Below are 18,883 nucleotides of genomic sequence, written 5' to 3' on the forward strand. Positions count from 1 at the left end.
TATGGAAGTAAAGTATACAAAGTCATTTTTAAATAAACTGGAAGACATATTTGCAGAATCTGATTATATTCTGAGATATGAGAAGGGAAATTTTAAATCTGGTTATTGTGTGCTTAATGATAATAAAGTAGTTATTGTAAATAAGTACTACACCCTCGAAGGAAAAATTAGCTGCCTGGTCGAAATTCTTGGCCAGGTAGAATTAAATACTAAAGATTTTAGTGAAAAAAATCGAAATTTCTATTTGGAATTAACACAAACGTCGCTCAAGCTTTGAAAATTACTTTTTTAGGTACCGGAACATCTCAGGGAGTCCCGGTTATTGGGTGTGAATGCGATGTATGCCAATCAATTGATTTCCGGGATAAAAGATTAAGAACATCAATTCATATAGAGGTTGATGGTAAAAGTTTTGTGGTTGATACCGGTCCTGACTTTAGGCAACAAATGCTTAGGGAAAGGATTCACGTTCTGGATGCAGTAATCTTTACACATGAGCATAAGGATCATGTTGCAGGATTGGATGATGTGAGAAGCTTTAATTTTCGCTTAAAAAGGCATATGCCTATATATGCTACACGCCGAGTTATTGATCAGTTGGAAAAAGAATTTCATTATGCTTTTGGAGAAATTACATATCCGGGTGCTCCGAGATTTGATGTTAATGAAATTGATAACTCTCCATTTGAAATTAAAGGAGTAGAGTTTATTCCAATTGAGGTACTTCATTATAAATTACCGGTACTAGGATATCGTATTAAAGATTTTACCTACATCACTGATGCAAATAGCATTAGTGATGAAGAACTTGAGAAGGTTAAAGGAACCAGAGTTTTGGTTCTGGATGCCTTACAAAGGGAGAAGCATATATCCCATTTTACTCTGGATGAAGCTGTAGACCTTATACAAAGAATTAATCCGGAACAAGCATATCTCATTCATATTAGCCATCGTATGGGTACTCATAGGAAGGTAGAAAAGGAATTACCTGATAATATATCCATTGCTTACGATGGTTTAAAGATTATTTTGTAATGCATTTAACAGCATATTTTATATCTGCTCAAGCACGGAAACTAAATTCTTATTTTACTGAAACTGAAAAGCCATTTTATCTGGCAGAATGTTATTCTCAAAATAAGGATGAGGTCATATTTGGTTTCACCAATACCCAGGAAGAGTTTTATATTAAGGCTAGCTTTCATCCTAAATATTCATTTTTAAGCTTTCATAGTGATCAAAGCAGAGCAAATAGAAATTCTGTAGAACTATTTAAGGAGCTAATCGGTCGAGAAGTTGTCTCAGTAACTGAAATAAACAATGAAAGAGCATTTCTGATTAACTTTGATTCTGACTTTAAACTACTTTTTAAACTCTTTGGAAACAGGTCAAATATTCTCCAATTCAAGGGTGATAACTTACAGTTGTTATTTAGGAACGACTTGCAGGGAGACAAAGAAATATCCATTTCAGAATTAGGTTCAGTCCTTGATTTGAGCTTTGAGTGCTTGACGAAAAGAATTGAAAACAACAAATCACCTATTGTTCTGTGGGATAAGGAAATACAAAAAGTTTTTAATAATAGGGTAGAAGGAATTTCTTCAATTGATGATAAAGTTAATATAGCACTTGAGTTGCATGATCAATTATCTGATTCAAATGAATATAGAGTGATTTACGATGAATCTAGTCAGAATTACATTCTAACTTTAGTTGACACATCAATTTATTTAGATAATGATGTCAAAGGGATTTATAATGACCCAATTGAAGCGTCTAATGCTCTTTTTTATTCCTTTATCGGTCTTTTTGCACTTAATGATTTAAAGCAAAAAATTGAAAGTTATATCGATAAAAGAATAAAGCAAACAAAATCTTATACAAGGAAATCAGAAAAAAGACTTGAATATCTTGAGGGTGAGGCTCGCTTCAGGCAGTTTGGAGATCTGATAATGGCAAATCTTCATAATATAAATAGCGGAATTAAAGAGATAGAATTGAGTGATTTCTACAATGAGGGGATGATGGTTACCATCCCATTAAAAACAAATTTGTCTCCTCAAAAAAATGCTGAAAATTATTATCGCAAAGCTAAAAATCAGGAAAAAGAATTAGAAATTTTATTTGATAAGATTGACGAAAGTAATGAACGACTAGCGGAATTGAATTCTTTAAAAAAGGTAGTCGATAGTGAAAAGGATCTGAAGTCACTTAGAAAGCTTGTGAAAAACCTGGGAATTGATGCAAAGGGAAGACAGAAAGAAGAAATAAAGCCATATAGGCCATATGAGTGCGAGGGATTTCAGATTTGGGTAGGTAAAAATGCAGCTTCAAATGATGAATTAACTTTAAAATATGGTTATAAAGAAGACTTATGGTTACATGCAAAAGACGTATCAGGGTCGCATGTTTTGATTAAACACCAGGCAGGCAAAGAATTTCCAAGGTCTGTAATAGAATATGCAGCATCCTTAGCAGCTAAGTATAGTAAGCGTAAGAATGAAACCTTATGCCCTGTTATAGTTACTCCTAAAAAGTATATTAGGAAGGTTAAGGGGAGTCCTGCGGGGGCTGTTATGGTAGATAAAGAAGAAGCGGTACTCATGATTGAGCCCGCTCCATAATAATTTTATAAATTGACAGCTATTATATCATGTCAATTTTTAGAGTATTAGTTCTTTTCTTTTCTTCAAGAGGCATACTTGCCATTTGAACAATAAGGTCACCTTTTTTAACATATCCCATTTTTTCGATAATCTTCTTTTGATCTTCAAAAGTCTCATCGGTTGTTGGGCCACCATCATAATAAATGCCTCTAACACCCCAAACAAGGCTTAGTACATTTAGTAATTTTTTATTGCTGGTGAAAATAAATATATGAGCTTTAGGTCTGTGACAAGATGCTCTGATGCCAGTATAACCTGAATTAGTTATTCCGAAAATCGCCTTAGCCTCAGTTCTCTTGGCCAGTCGACAAGCAACAAGAACAAGGTTATCACTCACAAATGTTGGTGATTCATCCCTTACAAAACTAGTGTGGTGGAAGTAAATACTTTCTGTTCTTGACTCAACAATTGAGATTGTTTTAGCCATACTAGTTACAGATTCCACAGGATATTTTCCCGCTGCTGACTCAGCAGAAAGCATTAAAGTATCGGCTCCATCCATTACTGCATTTGCAATGTCATTTGTTTCTGCTCGGGTTGGGCGAGGGTTCTCAATCATGCTTTCCATCATTTGAGTAGCAATGATTACAGGTCTGCCTATAAGATTACATTTTCTAACGATATCTTTCTGGATAGTAGGAACTTCTTCCATTACCACTTCAACACCAAGATCACCTCGGGCAACCATAATAGCATCAGTAACTTCGATAATTTCATCTATATTATCAACTGCCTGAGGTTTTTCAATTTTGGCAATAACTCGAGCTGAACGCCCTGCATCTGAAATTCTTTTCTTGATATCACGAACGTCATCTGCTTTTCTAACAAACGAAAGAGCAATCCAGTCAACATCTTGTTCAAGGCCGAACTCAAGATCTCTAATGTCTTTTTCAGTTAATGATGGTGCTGATACTTCAGATTGAGGTAGGTTAATACCTTTTCTTGATTTTAAAGGGCCACCATAAACAATCTCCGTTACGACCTCAGTAGGGCTGGTCGATAATACTTTAAGCTCGATTTTTCCATCATCGATAAGAATCATTTCGCCCTCTTTTACATCATTCACGATGTCTTTGTAGGTAGTTCCTATACGCTCCGCATTGCCGACAACATCTTCAGTAGTAATAGTTAATTTATCACCTTCTTTTATGATTACTTCACCATTTTCGACTTCCTGAGTTCTTATTTTAGGTCCTTGAAGGTCTTGAAGTAAGGCAACATGAGTACCAAGCTCTTCATTAAGCTCACGAACGAAATCTATTACCTTTTTATGGTCTTCGTGTGTTCCATGAGAAAAATTTAATCTGAATACATCAGCTCCGGCCCTTATGAGCTTTCTTAACATATCCTTATTGTTACTAGCCGGACCAACAGTAGCAATAATTTTTGTTTTATTAAAATTAATTTCTTTTGACATCTGTTAAAATAATAAGTTTTCCTTTGACTTTATTTGAGTGTAGTCTATGGGTATTACAAAATTTATTTCATCTAATGATTTGATTTTAGCAATCATTTCACTGGCATTGAAGGAATCACTTTCCTTTATCAAAAGAAGAAAGTCAAACTGCTTGAGTTCAGGAATTAAGAACAAATTACCTATTCTTTCATGATTTGCAGCTTTATTTTCAATTAACTTTATAAACCCTGCAGGTGTTTCATAAAGATAATTACAAATTTCCAGATTTTCTTCTCCGATGTTAAGCATGAAATCATTTTCCTTCACCAGACTTAAATTAAAAAGTTTATTTAGCAGCCAGGCTAATTTGTATGGTTTTAATGTACATGAAATACCAACTGCCTTAAAATCAATAGTTAAGCTTTTCTGAAGCTTTGTTTTCTTCATTCCTGTTTAAGTTTTCAATGTTAAGAAGCATTTTTTACCTGACCGTAATTCGACAATGAAAAAGTGCCTCTAAAGCAAGATAATTTAGTTATTTTTGAATATTTTACTTACTGTATTGCGAAATAGTTAAGAAATATAATCAAATGGGTCTGTAATTGCTTTTATAATAAGTTTATTGAATTTGTTTGATTTTATAACTTTAAATCTATTTCTTTGCAGTGGATTTTAACTAAATACTTTTAGCGATGTCTGAAATAGCACAAAAAGTAAAAGCAATTATTGTTGACAAGCTTGGTGTAGAAGATTCAGAAGTAACAACTGAAGCAAGCTTTACAAATGACTTGGGAGCAGATTCCCTTGACACTGTTGAACTGATCATGGAATTTGAAAAAGAGTTCAATATTTCTATTCCTGACGACCAGGCTGAAAACATTCAGACTGTAGGTCAAGCAATCAGCTACCTCGAGGAAAACGTTAAGTAATTTTTATTTAACCTAAAAACGTATTTCATTACTCTTTATATGAAATATACGAGAAGAGTTGTTGTAACAGGAATTGGCGCGCTAACTCCTATTGGTAATACTGCTCCTGAATTTTGGGACGGATTATCAAAGGGAGTTAGTGGTGCTGCTCCTATCACACGTTTCGACGCAGAGAAGTTTCGAACGAAATTTGCGTGCGAAGTGAAGAATTTCGACCCTAATGATCATCTGGATCGCAAAGAAGCGAGAAAGATGGATCCTTATACATGGTACGCAATGGTTACGGCTGAGGAAGCTTTCAACGATAGTCAGTTGAAGGATTATGACTCGGATCGTGCCGGTGTTATCTGGGGTTCTGGTATCGGAGGTCTTAGAACATTCACTGATGAAGTGATGTCTTTCGCCAATGGTGACGGTACACCTAGATTTAATCCATTTTTCATCCCGAAAATGATCGCTGATATTTCAGCTGGTTATATCTCAATCAAATATGGTTTCAGAGGCCCGAATTTTGCAACCGTTTCTGCGTGTGCATCTTCTACCAATGCAATCATTGACGCAATGAATTATATCAGATTAGGACATGCCGATATCATCATGACTGGTGGTTCTGAAGCAGCTGTTACTGAGCCTGGTATGGGTGGCTTTAATTCTATGAAAGCACTTTCTGAGCGAAATGATTCTCCGGAAACTGCTTCAAGACCATTTGATAAAGATAGAGATGGATTCGTCCTTGGTGAAGGTGCTGGTGCACTTGTACTAGAGGAATACGAACATGCGAAAAAGCGTGGTGCTAAAATTTATGCTGAAGTAATCGGAGGAGGTATGTCCGCTGATGCTCACCATATTACGGCTCCACATCCTGATGGTCTTGGTGCTACAAATGTTATGATCAATGCGTTAAGAGACGCAGAGATTGATCCGTCTGAAGTACAGTACATCAATGTGCATGGAACCTCAACACCTCTAGGTGATATGAGTGAGGTAAAAGCCATACAGAAAGTGTTTGGTGACCATGCCTATAACTTAAATATTTCATCTACTAAGTCGATGACTGGTCACCTTTTAGGTGCTGCCGGTGCGATCGAATCTATTGCCTGTTTAATGGCTATCAATAAGGGGATTGTCCCTCCAACGATAAACCATTTTACTGACGATGACGAGATCGATGGTCGATTAAACTTTACCTTTAACGAGGCGCAAGAAAGGGAAGTAAATATTGCTCTCTCAAATACTTTTGGATTTGGAGGTCATAATACTTCAGTGATATTCAAAAAATTGGTTGATTAGTGTGGAGATTGTTTCCTCGATTTTTTTCGAAATTTAAGTACCGAAAAGGTAAAAATAAAAAACTTTCAGAAGCTGTAAGGAATATTGTCGGGTTCAGACCCGTCAATATTCACTTATACTTCCTGGCCTCTCAGCATACTTCTGTTGCTCAGATGAATGTCGCAGGAAAAAGAGATAGCTATGAGCGTCTCGAGTTTCTTGGTGATGCCGTTCTGGGAATGGTAGTTGGTGAATATCTATTCAAAAAATATCCATTTAAAGACGAAGGCTTTCTTACCGAAATTCGCTCAAGAATTGTAAACAGAGAGAGCTTAAACCGACTTGCAAAAAAAGTTGGAGTAAATAATTTTGTGGAGTATAATCCCGGCGGGAAAAGACATAATTACAAATATGTTTTTGGTAATTCTTTGGAGGCATTAATTGGTGCCGTCTATTTGGATCATGGTTTTGGCAGATGCCGCCATTTCATCATTAAAAGATTATTAATTCCACATTTTGATCTTGAAAAACTCATAAAGAGCAACACTAATTTCAAATCCCGTGTAATAGAGTGGTCTCAAAAAACTAACACCTCAGTTGATTTTATTGTCCAGGAGATAGAAACTGAAGGTCACCTTAAAGAATTTAAGGCTGAGCTAATAGTTGACGGCAATAAAATGAGTGAAGGAATCGGAAATAGTAAGAAAAAAGCAGAACAAATTGCGGCAGAACGTGCTATAGATAGTATCTTCGATAAGAAGGATTGAAATCTTTAGCTTTATGAAAAAAATGCGTTTAGCCGGAGCTGCTTTAAATCAGACCCCGCTTAACTGGAAGGAAAACCTTTCTAATATAAGACAAGCAATATTTGAGGCTGAAAAAGAGAATGCAGATATTCTTTGTTTACCAGAGTTATGTATTACAGGATATGGCTGTGAAGATCTATTTCTAAGTAATTGGCTTCCTGAAAAAGCTTTAAATAAACTTGTTGAAATCATTCCTTTAGTCAATGATTGCTTTACAATTGTCGGATTACCAATAAGGTTTGAAGGGAAAACCTATAATTGTGCCGCAGCAATTTATCAGCAGGAACTTCTTGGATTATATTGTAAACAGTGGCTTGCTGATGAAGGAGTTCATTATGAGCCTCGCTGGTTTTCACCATGGCCTTCCGGAGTGATGAGTAATATCGAAATTAATAGTCAATTTTATCCGATTGGTGATATTACAATAAATCATAAAGGTATAAAAATCGGTTTTGAAATTTGCGAGGATGCCTGGAGAGGTGAATTGCGTCCGGGTTATAAATTAAAAGAGAAAGGTGTTGATCTGATATTAAATCCTAGTGCATCTCATTTTGCTTTTGGTAAAAGTAACTTCAGGGAACACCTTATTGTGGATAGCAGTAAACTATTTGACTGTGTTTATTTGTATTCAAACCTGCTTGGAAATGAAACGGGCAGAATGATATTTGACGGAGAGGTATTTATTGCTCAAAAAGGTAAGCTGATTCAAAAGAATAGAAGATTATCTTTTCAATCTGTCAACCTGGTAACAGCTGAAGTTGATTTTACTGGTAAATACATTCCGCAGGAGCTTGCCTACGATGATCAGGATAAATACCTGGAATTTGATAAAGCCATTGCTCTAGCTTTATTTGATTACCTTCGAAAAAGCAGAAGTAAATGTTTTGTTCTTTCATTGAGTGGGGGAGCAGATAGTGCCTGTTGTGCAATAATGGTTGCTGAAATGGTCAGGAGGGGAGTTGAAGATCTGGGGATTGACGGATTTGTAGCAAAGGCCGGAATTCCTGATCGAAAGTTTAAAAGCGTAGAGGATATAACCGACGATATGCTTTATACAGCTTATCAGGCAACAAAAAATTCATCTGAAGATACCTATCTGGCTGCTAAAGAAATAGCAGAGTCAGTAGGAGCAACTTTCTATTCATGGAATATTGATGATGTCGTAAGTGACTATACAAATATTTATGAAAATACCACTGGTGAAAAGCTTACCTGGGAAGATCATGATATTCCACTTCAAAATATTCAGGCAAGATCGAGGGCTCCTATGATTTGGTTATTGACAAATGTTAAAGGAGGTCTGCTTCTGGCAACATCTAATCGAAGTGAGGGAGATGTAGGGTATGCCACAATGGATGGAGATACTTCAGGAAGCATTTCGCCCATTGCTGGTGTTGATAAGACATTTATAAGAAACTGGCTAAAGTGGGCAGAAAAGGAACGTGGGTTTTATGGATTAAATAGGGTGAATAATCTTGCTCCTACAGCTGAATTGCGGCCCTCAGACAAGAACCAGACTGATGAGTCTGACTTGATGCCGTACCACATACTTGCTAAGATTGAGCGAGAAGCCATATTCCAAAGGAAGGCACCGATTGAGGTGTATCAAAGCCTGAAGGAAGCTGATCTTTGTAGCAATAAAGAACTTAAAAGATTTATTATAAAGTTTTTCAGACTGTGGTCAATCAATCAATGGAAACGCGAACGTTTTGCACCATCTTTTCACTTAGATGAATTTAATGTTGATCCAAAAACATGGTGTAGATTTCCAATTTTAAGCGGAGCTTTTAGTGAAGAAATTGAGGAATTGGTGAATATAAATCCGGATGATGAATAAGTTGGTGGTATTTATAGGTGGCCCAACGGCAAGTGGTAAAACTGGTTTGTCAATAGAGTTGGCAAAGAGATTTTCTACTGTAATCATTAGTGCAGATTCTCGCCAAATGTATAAAGAAATGTCAATTGGTACTGCTAAACCGGACCTTGAAGAACTTAATGCTGTTAAACACTTTTTAGTGGACGACAGAAGTATTCAGTCTCCTATGAATGCTGGTGACTTTGAGCGTGAGGCTTTGGAAATTATTTCTTCTATCAATAAAGAAGTGATTTTTGTTGTTGGGGGAACAGGACTTTATATGAAGGCCCTATATGATGGGCTTGATGAATTTCCGGAAGTACCGGATGAAATCAGACATAAGTGGAATCAATTATTTGAAGATAAGGGGTTAGATTATCTCCAATCCCTTTTGAAAGAAAAAGATCCGGAATATTATGAATCTGTTGATTTAGACAATCCACGAAGGCTGATACGAGCGCTTGAGGTGATAGAAGTGTCTGGTGAACCGTATTCTTCGTTTAGAAGCGGATCGTCTGTTCAGCGTGATTTTAGAGTGCTTAAATTGGCTCTTGACGTTGATCGTGAACATTTGTATCATAGAATTAATGAGAGAATGGATAAAATGATCGAAAAAGGATTATTTAAAGAGGCAGAAAGTTTATTTGATTATCGTGAATTGCAACCTTTAAAAACAGTTGGATATCAGGAAATTATGGGGTTTCTGGAAAAGGAGTACGATTATGAGGAGACAGTTAGACTATTAAAAAGAAACTCCAGAAGATATGCAAAAAGGCAAATGACATGGTTTAGACGTGAAGAATTTGAATGGGTTGATTCAAAAGATATTAACAAGATTGAAATGATTATAAAAACAGAATTAGAAAAAATGAAAGAGGGCTGATTTCAGCCCTCTTTTTTATATACTTAGAATTTCTACCATTCTGATGAGATCCTGAGTCAGAGGTTTTTCTTTTGTTATGCTATCATGAAAAGTAGTAAATGTAACTTCATCGTTAATTACACCCACCATAACTCCTGATTCACCTTTCATTAGACCCTCAACAGCTGCTAGCCCCAAACGGCTGGCAAGAATTCTATCCTGTGCTGTAGGAGTACCACCTCTTTGAACGTGTCCTAAAATAGTTACCCGGATATCTTTTAGGTCTTTAACTTTGGATTTAACTTTCTCTGCAATTTCAAAGGCGTTACCTTCTTCATCACCTTCTGCAATAACTACGATACTTGAAGTTTTACTACGGCTCCATCCTTTTTTCAAGGCAGCGATTACTTCATTAATTGTCGTTTTGGTTTCAGGTACCATAACCATTTCAGCACCTCCGCCAATTCCTGATTGGATTGCAATATACCCTGAGTCACGCCCCATTACTTCAATGAAAAATACGCGGTCATGAGAATCTGCAGTATCACGGATATTGTCAACAGCACTAAGTGCAGTGTTAACTGCTGTATCAAAACCTATTGTTTTGTCAGTACCATAGATATCATTGTCAATAGTTCCCGGTATACCGATTACTGGAATGCCATATTCTTCATGAAAAATTTTAGCACCAGTAAAGGTACCATCACCTCCAATTGCTATTAATGCATCAATCCCAAATTTTGTAAGGTTATCATATGCCTTTTTCCTTCCTTCAGGATCTCTGAATTCTTTGCAACGAGCAGATTTTAAAACAGTCCCTGCTCTTTGTATAATATTACTAACTGAGTGAGAGTTTAGGGGAATAATATCGCCATCAATCATCCCCTTATATCCATATCTAATGCCGTATACCTCAATTCCGTAGTAGATACATCCCCTAACTACTGCTCTCAATGCAGCGTTCATTCCAGGAGCGTCTCCACCTGAAGTAAATACACCAATTTTTTTCATGCCTATTTTACCCTTTTAATTTAAATCGCATAATATTAATTTTTTTTTAATTCATGTGGTAACTTCAAAATTTATATTTGTGTAGAATTGACAAAACTTAAAATAAATGCACAATATTTTAATAATTTCTTATTATTGGCCCCCAAGTGGCGGTGGTGGAGTGCAACGATGGTTAAAATTTACCAAATATTTACCAGAGTTTGGTGTAAATCCCATTGTGTTTACTCCGGAAAATCCAACGTTTGCATTTCGTGATGAATCTTTATTAAGTGATGTTGGGGAAGAGTTGGAAGTTATTAAATTTCCAATTTGGGAACCATATAAACTTTTACCTGGGAAATCTAAGCCTTCTAAAAAGTCTGGACAAGCATTTGATAATGAAAACAGGACTTTATTACAAGAATTGATTGTTTGGGCAAGGGGAAATATGATTGTGCCTGATCCCAGGGTTTTTTGGGTGCGACCTTCTGTTAAATTTTTAACTACCTGGTTAAAGGATCGTAATATCGATATGATAATTACAACTGGCCCACCTCACAGTATGCACCTGATTGGCAAGAAATTAAAAAAGAAAACCGGTATTCCATGGATTGCAGATTTTCGAGACCCATGGTCTGAATGGCATCAATTAAGGCATTTGAAAGTTTCAAAACCAGTTTTAAAAGTTCATAGACATCTTGAAAAGACTATATTCAAAAATGCTAATGCAGTAATTACTGTTAGTCCTGGCATGGCAGATGATCTGACAAGATTGGGGTCAAAAAATGTAAAAGTAGTAAGCAATGGTTTTGACCATGAGGATATTCCGACTAGTTTAAATCAATTAAAACCTGATAAATTTCTCATTTCTTATGTTGGTACCATCGATGACTTGAGAGACCCGAAGCCATTTTTAAAAGCATTAAAAATGTGGCTTGATGAAAACCCGGAAAGGCTGGAAGAAACCGAAATGCGAATTCATGGTATAATAAGTGAATCATTCTTTGGAGGAATGCTTAAAGATAAAATGCTTTCCGAAGTTGTGAAAATAGGGGAGTATTTGTCTCATGATCAGGTTTTTAATTTGGTTGGTAAATCTGCAGCCCTTTTGTTATTGCTTTCAAAGTTTGGTAATAGTAAAGGGTTTTTAACTGGAAAACTATTTGAATATATTGCTTCTGGCCGTCCGATTTTAGGAGTGATTGATGATACTGGAGATGCTGCTGATTTAATTAGAACAGGTAAATATGGTTGGGTAGCAGATCCCGATGATATTTTGAGTATCAAATTAAATATTGAAAAGGCTTATCAGGAATATAAACAACAGAAAAATAACTATGAAATAAGGATTGACTCTCCTTATAGTAGAAAGAATTTAAGTAAAAAGCTTTCAGAAATTATTGATGAGGAGTTAGTAAAAGTTAAATCTTAATTCCCTTTTCATTTAGCCAAGAATTAATATCTGGATGGAATGGAAATATTTTATATAAAATCAAATATAGTACCCCAATCAATGATGTGTTTAAAACTATTGTTAAGAGTATAGAGTCATACTGGGGTAGAAAGTAAGCAATCCCTAAAACTAAAATAACAAAGATTGTCATTTTGAGATAAGACTTTCCTAGCGGCTGAAGATTTAATTTTCTTTTGAGGAAAGTGTATTTTAAAATATTAAATAGTGCTAAGGATATTAAGGAAGCAAAAGCTGCACCGTTCATTCCAAATTCAGGAATTAATATATAGTTGAATAAGACAGTGCAGACTGCAAGAATCAAAATAGCATAAACGTTATAACGATAATATTTTGAAACAGCTATGATTTCTGAATTATTGCCTGAAATCATATCTGTCATCTTTGCCAGGCCAAGAATTATTACAATATTTTTTGCTGCCAGGTATTCTTCATAGTTAGGTATGATTTTGATAATTGATTCTAAGGAGGCCAGTATGATTGCAAATATTAGCGTGGCAATTATTGTTTGTCCATATGCAGCTTTTTTATAGTATTTATTAATTTCTTCAAAATTACTTCTAGCAAATTCAGATGAAATTAAAGGTGTATAAATGGTTCTAATAATTTTTCCAGGAAGTTCAATAACAATTGCAAAGAAAAATAATGTACTATAAACACCTGAAGAGTCCAGCCCCATTAATTTAGATACCATTATAGTATCTACTTGTAGAAGTATTAATCCTCCCGAAAGTGCCAGAAATGAATAAAAACCATAATTTATAAATTTCCTGGACTCTTGAATATGTTCACGTTTAGGTAGAATTGATCTTTTTAATCCAATTAACCCAATTACCAGTGGGATTAATAAAATAAAGCAAATAAGGTGTCCGTAGGTAATGAATGTTACTACTTTATCTAAATTAAAAATCTGTAAAGCAAATAGAATCGCTGATAAACTTATGAATAACCTAAGAAGTAAGTTTCTTAAGAAATAAGAATAAGATAATTTATTATATACCCTTGAAATAGATTCAGTTGTGTTGTATAAAGAAAGAAGTACAGTTATCAAAACTATGTTTTGATAATATGGTATAATTTCTGCTGTCCTTTCTTTGAAAAAACCTATGAAAAGAGGCTCACAGAATAATGAAATAATATAAAAGGAGATACTTAGTATAGCAGCAAAGATTATAGTTAACCCAATAAATCCATGCTGATTATTCTTCAGCTTATACTCTTCAAAGAATTTAATAACTATTTGTGCGAGCCCAAATTGAGCTAACGGAACTAGTAGTCCAGCAACACTTAATATTGTTCTTATAAGCCCAATTTCTGTTGTCGTGAAAACTTTTGGGAACAAATACATATAATTAAATGCTCCCACAGCAACACCAGAATAGGTGAAAAAGGTGCTAAAAAAGCCCTGTTTTAATAAATAAGAATCTTTAATCGGCATATTTGTTTTATTCCGATTTAAATTTTTTCTATTTTAAAAACTGAATAAAATAGGCCTCCTAAGAATACAATTATCATTAACCAAGAACTTACTGCAGTTATCGGATTCAGACTGTAATATACTTTTGGTTTGAATTCAAAAGTAATATCATATTCTCCAGGATTTTCAATTACTAAGCCGCGAAGTACATAATTGACTAGTACAATTTCAGTTTCTTTACCATTAACATATGCAGTCCATCCTTCCGGATAATAAATATCACTAAATACAAATAAGGTTTTACCTTTAGTGCTAGCCTTATATTCAAGTTTATTTGGTTGGTAATTTGTTAATGAAATTTTTCCATTTGGATCATATTTTCCCGGTTCAGGATATTTGCCTGATAAAATAGGTGCACTAAATGCTATTGACTTTGTATCTATTGTTGATAATTCATCTAATATTTTTCTTGGAGTTCCGACTTGTTTAACTTCTTCTACACACCATGCAGGCCCATTCGCCATTGGATTTTTTATAACCTGTTGTGCTTGATCACCAAATTTTATGTATTTAGTATTAAGCATATTCAGTGTTTGAGTCTTATCAAAAGGAGTTTCCCCAGCTTGTAATCCATTTATTAATTGTTGTATTTCTGGACTTATTGTATATTCAATAAGTGTTTGATAGTTCCCCATTTTAGCACCATGATACCCACCGATTGATTCATGAAAGTATGACGTGCGGGCTTCATTAAAAGGGTTTGCAAGGTTTAAAACTCTGTAATGCGGTTCACTATCTTTAAGGATAGTTTCGTCAGCCGGTGTTTTAGTGAACTGTAATGAGTTTCTTTCTTTTACGAAGTTTTTATCACCAAAATATCTTGAGTCAATGCCCCAATGATCAATAAGTGTAAGTGCAATAATTCCAATAATAGCCAGGTAGGTGCTAATTTTCTTTTTAAGACTAAAATAGATTAAACAAGCTGCTATTAAGATATAGATTAAGGTTCTAAAACTATCCGCTCTCATTAAGGAAATACGGTCTTGTTTAAGCGCATTTATGAACCAAGCCGGAGCACCAATTTGTTGATCAATTGCTCCTGAAGTATTAATTGCCCCAGCAATTAATATAACAAATAAACATAGTCCAGCTGCAATTCCAGTACTGATAAAGAATTTTTTTAGAATTTTTTTATCGGTCTCAGTACTAAACAGAGTTTCTAGTCCAATAATTCCTAATAAGTTTATTGCAAAAATTGGAATAATTAATGTGAAAGTAACTGACCTGAACTTATTAAATAATGGAAGGTAATCATATAAGAAATAATTTAAAGTAGAAAAATTATCTCCCATTGAAATAAAAATACCCAATATACTAATAGCTATCAACCACCATTTATTTCTTTCATTTACAAAAACAATACCTATTACAAACAAAAGAAATGATATGGCACCTACATAATAAGGAGCTGTAAGTCGTTGATTTCCCCAGTAAGTTGGTAAACTTTTTATTTGTTGGCGTATTTGATTTTGAGGTATGCCTTTACTTGCCATAGCTTTGGCAACATTACTATTCTCACTTAATTCTTCTCCTTGAGATCCTCCAAGAATATTGGGAATAAACAATGTCATCCATTCGAGGGTGCCATTGCTAAATTCAAAAACATAATTTTTTGAAAGACCTCCACGTTCCATTTTTTCAATTCCGGAATCCGCACCTCTAGTTGAATATTTGCTGTATTGATAGGTGGCTAAAAGTTCACCTGTAAAAGTACCTAGTGATATTATTGCGGCTATTACTAAAACTCCAATTTTTTTAGAAAAGGAACCTATGTTTTTATTTTTTAAACTAAATATTAACTCATTAATACCGAAAGCAGTTACAATAAAAAGAAGATAATATGTGACTTGTAGGTGGTTTAATCGCAAATGAAGTGCTAAAGCAGCAGAAGTGATAGCCACCCCTACAATATATTTCTCTCTAAAGACTAATTTTATGCCAGCCAAAACTAGTGGCATATAAGCGATGGCTCCAATTCTGGCATTATGGCCTGCGCTTAGACCAATAATTAAAAAGCTTGAAAGTCCAAAGGAAATAGCTCCGGCAATGGCAAGATATGGCCTGACTTTATAAGAAAGTAATAATATATAAAATGATACAAATGCTATAAAAATCATCCTTACAGGGTGCGGGAGTCCTAAACTAAATACTTCATGAAGAACCTTAACAGGGCCATTACTCCAGTTCGCATTGACCAGATAGGCAGGCATTCCGCTAAACATCCCGTCAGCCCATAATGTTTCTTCACCAGTTTGCTCTCTATATTCTATTACAGATTGAGCTCCGCCTTTCCATTGAGTTATATCATGCTGGTTTATTGCCATATTATCAAAAAACACCGGAGAAAAGAAACCGATAGTGATAAGAAGGAAAACCAGAACTGCGATAATATGTGGAAGGATATCTTTAGTGAAGTTGATATTATTAAATTTCATTATTTAGCCGAATTTATTTAAATGATTACTTAAAAAAGACACTTCTGGTAAGTGTACATTAAAATCATATTGTAAATTTGAGGCAATATCAGCAAGGAATTTGGATTATACAAAGCATGGGCTGTTAAATGAGGTAATTTTGCTTAATTTTGCGACAAAATAATACTGAATATGTTCGAAAATCTTTCATATAAATTAGACAAGGCCTTTCAGACTTTAAAAGGAAAGGGACAGATCACTGAAATCAACGTAGCAACGACTGTTAAAGAGATCCGAAGAGCATTAATTGATGCGGACGTTAACTACAAAGTTGCAAAAGAGGTTACAGATAAAATTAAAGAAGAAGCACTTGGTAAGGATGTGTTGACTACCGTTTCTCCAGGTCAGTTGTTAATTAAAATCACTAATGATGAGTTGACAAAGCTGATGGGAGGGACTCAGGCTGATATCACCCTTGAAGGGTCTCCTTCTGTAATCCTGATATCAGGTCTTCAGGGTTCTGGTAAAACAACTTTTAGTGGAAAGCTTGCAAGCTATCTTAAAAAGCAAGGTAGAACTGTTTTACTTGTAGCTTGTGATATTTACAGACCTGCTGCGATAGATCAGTTGAAGGTATTGGGTGAGCAAATAGGAGTAGAGGTTTATGCTGAGCCTGAAAATAAAAATGCAGAGCAAATAGCAAATAATGCTATTAAGTATGCAAAAGATAATGGTAAAAGTACTGTAATTGTCGATACAGCTGGACGTTTAGCAGTTGACGAACAAATGATGAAAGAAATTGAAGGACTTAAGAAGTCTTTAAATCCTTCTGAAACATTATTTGTTGTTGACTCGATGACTGGTCAGGATGCAGTTAATACGGCAAAAACTTTTAATGAAAGACTTGATTTTGATGGTGTAGTCCTTACCAAATTAGATGGTGACACCAGAGGTGGTGCTGCATTATCAATTAGAACTGTAGTTGATAAACCAATTAAGTTTATTTCAACAGGAGAGAAGATGGATGCCATTGATAAGTTCTTCCCGGAACGTATGGCAGGCCGTATTCTAGGTATGGGAGACGTTGTATCCCTTGTTGAAAAAGCTCAGGAGACTTTTGATCAGGAAGAAGCTCAACGTTTAAACAAAAAGATCAGAAAGAACCAGTTTGACTTTGAGGATTTTCTTTCTCAGCTACAGCAGATAAAGAAAATGGGTAATCTTAAAGACCTTCTGGGAATGATTCCTGGCATGGGAAAAGCCATTAAGAATATTGATATAGATGATGATTCTTTCAAGCCAATCGAGGCGATAATTCATTCGATGACTCCTGACGAAAGAGCTAACCCTGATATTATGAATGGAAGCCGTCGTCAGCGTATAGCTAAAGGAAGTGGAACTTCTGTTCAGGAGGTTAACAAACTTCTTAAGCAATTCAACGAAATGAAAAAGATGATGAAGACAATGAATAAGTTATCTGGAAATAAACGTGCAATGTCTGCAATGAATATGTTTAAGAGATAATAAGTAAAATCTTGATTGCTGAAGCTCGGAGTTTTTCTTCGAGCTTTTTTTTATGCATTTTAGGGAATAATAATTACAAAAAAAGGTCTTCAATTATGAAGACCTTTTTGCATGTTTAAAAACAATTTTTATCTATAAAGCACAGCATTAACTGCCTCTAAAGTTCTTTTTACATTTGGTAACGTAGCTTCAATTAAAGTGGGAGCATAGCCTAATGGAATATCTTTATTTGTTACTCTTTTAATTGGAGCGTCAAGATAATCAAAGGCATAGTGTTGAATGTGGAATGCAATTTCAGATGAAATTGAAGCTAACGGCCATGCTTCTTCAACAACTACTAATCTGTTTGTTTTCTTTACAGATTCTACCACAGTTTTGTAATCGATTGGTCTCACTGTTCTCAGGTCAATTACTTCAGCTGAAACATTGTTTTTAGCTAATTCATCAGCAGCCTCAAGAGCAATCTTCATCATTTTACCAAAAGATACAATAGTGACATCACTACCTTCTCTTTTAACATCAGCAACACCTATAGGAAGCAAATATTCACTTTCAGGTACTTCTCCCTTATCACCGTACATAAGTTCAGATTCCATGAAAATAACCGGATCATCATCTCTGATAGATGACTTTAATAGCCCTTTAGCATCATACGGATTAGATGGAACTACAACTTTTAAACCTGGAGTATTTGCATACCAGTTTTCGAAGTTTTGGGAGTGTTGAGCAGAAAGCTGTCCTGCATTACCTGTTGGTCCACGAAAAACCATTGGAACAGGAACTTGTCCACCAGACATATAAAGCATTTTTGCTGCAGAGTTTATTACCTGGTCAATTGCAACTAACGAAAAATTGAAGGTCATAAATTCAATGATTGGTCTTAGTCCATTCATTGCAGCGCCTACACCTATTCCGGCAAAGCCTAATTCGGTAATAGGAGTGTCAATAACTCTCTTTGGACCGAATTCATCAAGCATTCCCTGACTTACTTTATATGCACCATTGTATTCAGCTACCTCTTCTCCCATAAGAAAGACATTTTCGTCTCTTCTCATTTCTTCTGACATAGCCTCACCAAGTGCTTCTCTGAACTGTATTTCTCTCATTTTTAACTTCGTTACAAAACTGGACAAAAATAGCAATTAGAACCTAATTATAAAAGTTATTATCTATTAAGACTCAAAGCTATAAATAAAAAAAAGGTTGCCTCATTGAGACAACCTT

At 35.1% G+C, this 18,883-nt stretch carries 16 protein-coding genes; 10 read left to right on the forward strand and 6 right to left on the reverse strand.

Features of this window, described 5'->3' with window-relative positions:
• Nucleotide 1 precedes the first annotated feature (1 nt).
• From HH304_RS12100 to HH304_RS12110, 3 genes are read left to right on the forward strand one after another with little or no spacing between them, the layout of a single operon-like run.
• Nucleotides 2–277 (forward strand): hypothetical protein, encoded by a 276-nt coding sequence (locus HH304_RS12100; protein WP_169681840.1) that lies wholly within the window; start codon nt 2–4, stop codon nt 275–277.
• Nucleotides 274–1,035: an MBL fold metallo-hydrolase gene (locus tag HH304_RS12105; protein ID WP_169681842.1), complete on the forward strand. Its 762-nt coding sequence runs from the start codon at nt 274–276 to the stop codon at nt 1,033–1,035. The genes HH304_RS12100 and HH304_RS12105 overlap by 4 nt, the downstream gene beginning before the upstream one ends.
• Nucleotides 1,035–2,624, forward strand: coding sequence for an NFACT RNA binding domain-containing protein (locus HH304_RS12110; RefSeq protein ID WP_169681844.1), 1,590 nt, complete (start codon nt 1,035–1,037; stop codon nt 2,622–2,624). Before HH304_RS12105 ends, HH304_RS12110 begins: the two co-directional genes overlap by 1 nt.
• Before the next feature lie 22 nt (nt 2,625–2,646).
• On the opposite strand, the gene pyk is transcribed toward HH304_RS12110, so the two are convergent.
• Both pyk and HH304_RS12120 read right to left on the reverse strand, forming a co-directional pair.
• Entirely contained in the window at nt 2,647–4,083 is a 1,437-nt protein-coding gene (gene pyk / locus HH304_RS12115) for a pyruvate kinase (RefSeq protein ID WP_169681846.1), read from the reverse strand.
• Nucleotides 4,084–4,086: 3 nt separating this feature from the next.
• Nucleotides 4,087–4,509 carry an IPExxxVDY family protein gene (locus HH304_RS12120; RefSeq protein ID WP_169681848.1) on the reverse strand — a complete coding sequence of 141 codons (423 nt, stop codon included), beginning with the start codon at nt 4,507–4,509 and terminating at the stop codon, nt 4,087–4,089.
• A 245-nt stretch (nt 4,510–4,754) separates the two neighbouring features.
• On the opposite strand from HH304_RS12120, the gene HH304_RS12125 reads away from it, so the two are divergent.
• From HH304_RS12125 to miaA, 5 genes are read left to right on the forward strand one after another with little or no spacing between them, the layout of a single operon-like run.
• Entirely contained in the window at nt 4,755–4,991 is a 237-nt protein-coding gene (locus tag HH304_RS12125; RefSeq protein ID WP_169681851.1) for an acyl carrier protein, read from the forward strand.
• Nucleotides 4,992–5,030: 39 nt separating this feature from the next.
• The gene (gene fabF / locus HH304_RS12130; protein ID WP_169681853.1) at nt 5,031–6,281 is read left to right on the forward strand and encodes a beta-ketoacyl-ACP synthase II; all 1,251 of its coding nucleotides are present in this window, start codon (nt 5,031–5,033) and stop codon (nt 6,279–6,281) included.
• Nucleotides 6,281–7,027, forward strand: a complete 747-nt coding sequence (rnc, locus tag HH304_RS12135; protein WP_333908754.1) for a ribonuclease III — start codon at nt 6,281–6,283, stop codon at nt 7,025–7,027. The genes fabF and rnc overlap by 1 nt, the downstream gene beginning before the upstream one ends.
• A 13-nt stretch (nt 7,028–7,040) precedes the next feature.
• A complete protein-coding gene (gene nadE, locus HH304_RS12140) occupies nt 7,041–8,903 on the forward strand; it encodes an NAD(+) synthase (RefSeq protein WP_169681855.1) in 1,863 nt (620 codons plus the stop codon).
• Complete coding sequence (miaA, locus tag HH304_RS12145; RefSeq protein WP_169681857.1) at nt 8,893–9,804, forward strand: tRNA (adenosine(37)-N6)-dimethylallyltransferase MiaA; 912 nt, start codon at nt 8,893–8,895, stop codon at nt 9,802–9,804. The genes nadE and miaA overlap by 11 nt, the downstream gene beginning before the upstream one ends.
• Nucleotides 9,805–9,819: 15 nt before the next feature.
• Here miaA and pfkA read toward each other — a convergent pair whose 3' ends face one another.
• Complete coding sequence (pfkA, locus tag HH304_RS12150; protein ID WP_169681860.1) at nt 9,820–10,794, reverse strand: 6-phosphofructokinase; 975 nt, start codon at nt 10,792–10,794, stop codon at nt 9,820–9,822.
• A gap of 106 nt (nt 10,795–10,900) precedes the next feature.
• Between pfkA and HH304_RS12155 the strand changes: the two genes are divergently transcribed.
• Entirely contained in the window at nt 10,901–12,205 is a 1,305-nt protein-coding gene (locus HH304_RS12155; RefSeq protein ID WP_169681862.1) for a glycosyltransferase family 4 protein, read from the forward strand.
• Here HH304_RS12155 and HH304_RS12160 read toward each other — a convergent pair.
• Together HH304_RS12160 and HH304_RS12165 are read right to left on the reverse strand one after the other, a co-directional pair.
• Entirely contained in the window at nt 12,195–13,682 is a 1,488-nt protein-coding gene (locus HH304_RS12160) for a lipopolysaccharide biosynthesis protein (RefSeq protein WP_169681863.1), read from the reverse strand. The two genes, HH304_RS12155 and HH304_RS12160, sit on opposite strands and share 11 nt — an antisense overlap.
• A gap of 17 nt (nt 13,683–13,699) precedes the next feature.
• On the reverse strand, nt 13,700–16,156 hold the full coding sequence (locus HH304_RS12165; protein ID WP_169681865.1) for a glycosyltransferase family protein: 2,457 nt from the start codon (nt 16,154–16,156) through the stop codon (nt 13,700–13,702).
• Nucleotides 16,157–16,327: 171 nt separating this feature from the next.
• On the opposite strand from HH304_RS12165, the gene ffh reads away from it, so the two are divergent.
• Nucleotides 16,328–17,659 (forward strand): signal recognition particle protein, encoded by a 1,332-nt coding sequence (gene ffh / locus HH304_RS12170; RefSeq protein ID WP_169681867.1) that lies wholly within the window; start codon nt 16,328–16,330, stop codon nt 17,657–17,659.
• A 128-nt stretch (nt 17,660–17,787) separates the two neighbouring features.
• Here ffh and HH304_RS12175 read toward each other — a convergent pair whose 3' ends face one another.
• On the reverse strand, nt 17,788–18,765 hold the full coding sequence (locus tag HH304_RS12175; RefSeq protein ID WP_169681869.1) for a pyruvate dehydrogenase complex E1 component subunit beta: 978 nt from the start codon (nt 18,763–18,765) through the stop codon (nt 17,788–17,790).
• Nucleotides 18,766–18,883 lie beyond the last annotated feature (118 nt).

The sequence above is a fragment of the Marinigracilibium pacificum genome (assembly GCF_012926615.1).
Classification (GTDB): Bacteria; Bacteroidota; Bacteroidia; order Cytophagales; family Cyclobacteriaceae; genus Mangrovivirga; species Mangrovivirga pacifica.